At 69.8% G+C, this 3,151-nt stretch carries 3 protein-coding genes; 2 read left to right on the top strand and 1 reads right to left on the bottom strand.

The window, feature by feature from the left end:
• Positions 1–676: proteasome assembly chaperone family protein (locus OOT08_RS16045; protein WP_325093830.1), on the bottom strand; the 676-nt coding region annotated here is incomplete at its 3' end.
• A 110-nt stretch (positions 677–786) separates the two neighbouring features.
• On the opposite strand from OOT08_RS16045, the gene OOT08_RS16040 reads away from it, so the two are divergent.
• Together OOT08_RS16040 and OOT08_RS16035 are read left to right on the top strand one after the other, a co-directional pair.
• Positions 787–2,295: a leucyl aminopeptidase gene (locus tag OOT08_RS16040; protein ID WP_325093829.1), complete on the top strand. Its 1,509-nt coding sequence runs from the start codon at positions 787–789 to the stop codon at positions 2,293–2,295.
• A gap of 86 nt (positions 2,296–2,381) precedes the next feature.
• Positions 2,382–3,151 (top strand): FAD-dependent oxidoreductase (locus OOT08_RS16035; protein ID WP_325093828.1); only part of this gene is annotated, 770 nt, incomplete at its 3' end.

The raw sequence follows: 3,151 nt of genomic DNA, 5'->3' as shown, positions 1-3,151 counted from the left end.
TGGGCAGAATCAGCCCCGTCGAGCTCATGATGTTTTCGAGCGCGGCAAGCAGGGCTGCCGGGTACTCGTTCTCGGCGAGGTAGTGCGGGATCAGGAGCGCGAAGCCGGTCACGGCGAGGCCGCGATCCATGAGCCGCAGCTCCAGCAGGTGGCCCGCCGTTGCCGACAGCTGCGTCGTGGGCTTCCAGACGGAGCGCGCCTCGATCAGGTCGAGCCGGGTTCCGCTGACGGTGACCGCGGTGGGGCGGGTGTGCGGCACGGGCATCGGGATGCTGTGCACCCAGGTCATGCTCGCCACCTGATACTCGGCGACGAGGCCCTGCACCGCCGTCACGAAACCCTCCCAGCGGAAGTCCGGTTCCACGCCCATGAGGAGCAGGAAGGGGTGCTCGAGGTCGTCCTTCGCGAGATACAGGGCCAGCTCCGGGGCGTCGTAGTCGCTCAGGTGCTCCCCGTTAAAGACGATCGTGGGGCGGCGGGCCCGGTAGTCGTAGAGCTCGTCGGTGTCGAAGGTCACGAGGGTTTCCAGGCCGGAATTGCCCCAGAAGTACTCTTCGAGTTGCGCGACCGCTCCCCCGGCATCGGAGAAACCGGTCAGGGCGATCACCAACGGCAGGCCGCTCGGCACCAGCTCGGGGGCGCCGGCAGCAGCTCGCGAAAACAGAGATTCAGACACGCCTCGATTCTACGCGGCCGTGCTGAGAACGGGGCCGTGTCCGCCAACAGCCGAATTCGAGACCCGACAGCCCCTGCATCCGGGGCCGGAGCCGTGCCAGACTCGTTGCTATGACCGTTGCATCTGTTCTTCCCGTACAACTCAGTCCGACCGATCAGTTCCCGCGCAGCAGCTCCGCCGTTTTGGTCGGGGCCCTCGCCGGACCGGACGGCCCCACCCTCCTCGACCCCCCGGAGCTCGGCCTGCCGACGCTGCCCCTCGCCGCGCTCGGCGTGACCGGCAGCCGCGACCAGCTCGTCCGCACGGTCGTCCCCTCCCCCGAGGGCGACCGCGTGCTGCTGATCGCGGGCCTCGGCTCGGAGCTGAGCACCGAGGCGCTGCGCGCCGCCGCCGGCAGCGCGGTCCGCCAGCTCACGGGCGTAACCGAGCTGACCGCGGTGCTGCCCAACAGCGCCGAGCCCGAGCTTGCCGCGATCGCCGAGGGTCTCCTCCTCGGCGGGTACCGCTACGACGCCGCTCGGGGGATCACGCGGAAGCAGCGCGAGACGCTCGCGGTCTCCGTGTACACCGAGAGCCCCTCCGCCCCGGCGACCATCGCCCGGGCCGAGGTGATCGCCCGCGCCGTCACCCGCACCAAGGACCTCGTGAACGAGCCGGCGCTGTCGATGACCCCGGCGCGCTTCGTTGCGGTCGCCCTCGACGGGATCGAGGGCCGCCGCCTGGAGCACCGGGTCTGGGACGAGGACGCCCTCGTCGCCGACGGCTTCGGCGGAATCGCGGGCGTCGGGCAGGGCTCCGAGCGCGGCCCCCGTCTGCTGCGCGTGGACTACCGCCCCGAGGGCGCAGAGCGCCACATCGCGCTCGTGGGCAAGGGCATCACCTTCGACACCGGCGGCCTCTCCCTGAAGCCCCCGGCCGCGATGATCGGGATGAAGTACGACATGACCGGCGCGGCCACCGTGCTGGCCGTCGTGCAGGCGGCCGAGGAGCTCGGCCTGCCGGTCGCGGTCACCGCGTGGATGCCGCTGGCCGAGAACATGCCCTCCGGCAACGCGATCCGTCCGGGCGATGTCCTCACCGCGCGCAACGGCGAGACCATCGAGGTCCTGAACACGGACGCCGAGGGCCGCCTGGTCCTCGCCGATGCCCTCGCCGCCGCGAGCGAGGAGCACCCGGACGCGATCATCGACGTGGCGACCCTGACCGGCGCCGCCGAGGTCGCCCTCGGCACCCGCACGGTCGGCCTGATCGGACACGGCGCGATCGTGGCGGAACTCGCCGCGGCGGGCCGCTCCCAGGGCGAGCTGCTCTGGGAGATGCCGCTCACCCCCGAGCTGCGCCCCATGCTCGACTCGGACATCGCGGACATCCGGAACATGAAGCCCGGCAACCGCGCCGGGGGCATGCTCATCGCCGCCGCGTTCCTGCGCGACTTTATCGGCGACCGGAAGGACGGCTCCGGCCCCATTGACTGGGGCCACCTGGACATCGCCGGACCCGCCGCAAACGAGGGCGCTCCGTACGGGTTCACGGGCGCGGGGGCCACGGGCACGACCGTGCGCTCCCTCATCGCGCTGCTGTCCGGCTTCCTCTCAACCGACTCCGCTTCGAAGGAGTAAGCTTGTGGGTGTGCCGCAGGGCGCCACCACGCACCGCGGCACACCCCGAGCTTCTGCACATATCAAAACTCCGAGGGAGACCCCACTTGGCTGAACAAAACTACGACGTCGTTGTTCTCGGCGGAGGTAGCGCAGGCTACGCCACCGCGATTCGCGCGATCGAACTGGGCATGACCGCGGTCGTCATCGAAAAAGACAAGCTGGGCGGGACCTGTTTGCACCGCGGTTGCGTGCCCACCAAGGCCCTGCTGCACTCGGCCGAGATCGCCGACAACGCCCGTGACGCCGCTAAGTACGGCGTCCAGGCAGATCTCACCGGCATCGACATCGCTGCCGTTTCCGCGTACCGCGAGAACATCGTCGCGAAGAAGTTCAAGGGCCTGCAGGGGCTCCTCAAGGCCCGCAAGGTTGACGTGATCGCGGGCGAGGGTCGCCTCGTTGCCCCGAACACCGTGCAGGTGGGCGAGGACCGCGTGATCGGCAAGCACGTCGTGCTGGCGACCGGTTCCTACTCGCGCAGCCTCCCCGGGCTGGAGCTCGGGGGCCGCGTCATCGACTCCGAGAAGGCCCTCGAGCTCAACGTGCTCCCCAAGAAGGTTGCCGTGCTCGGCGGCGGGGTTATCGGCGTCGAGTTCGCGAGCGTCTGGCGCTCCTTCGGCGCCGAGGTCACCATCATTGAGGGCCTGCCGAACCTGGTACCCAACGAGGAGCCCTCGGTCTCCAAGCAGCTCGAGCGCGCGTTCCGCAAGCGCGGCATCGACTACAAGCTCGGCGTCCGCTTCCAGTCCGTGTCGCAGGACGACAACGGCGTGGTGATCAGCCTGGAGAACGGCGAAACCGTCGAGGCCGAGTACCT

Source organism: Leucobacter sp. M11 (assembly GCF_035726885.1).
Lineage (GTDB): Bacteria > Actinomycetota > Actinomycetes > Actinomycetales > Microbacteriaceae > JAPFRB01.
Note: the sequence above shows the minus strand (reverse complement) of the source record. Positions and strands in the feature narration are given on the sequence as shown.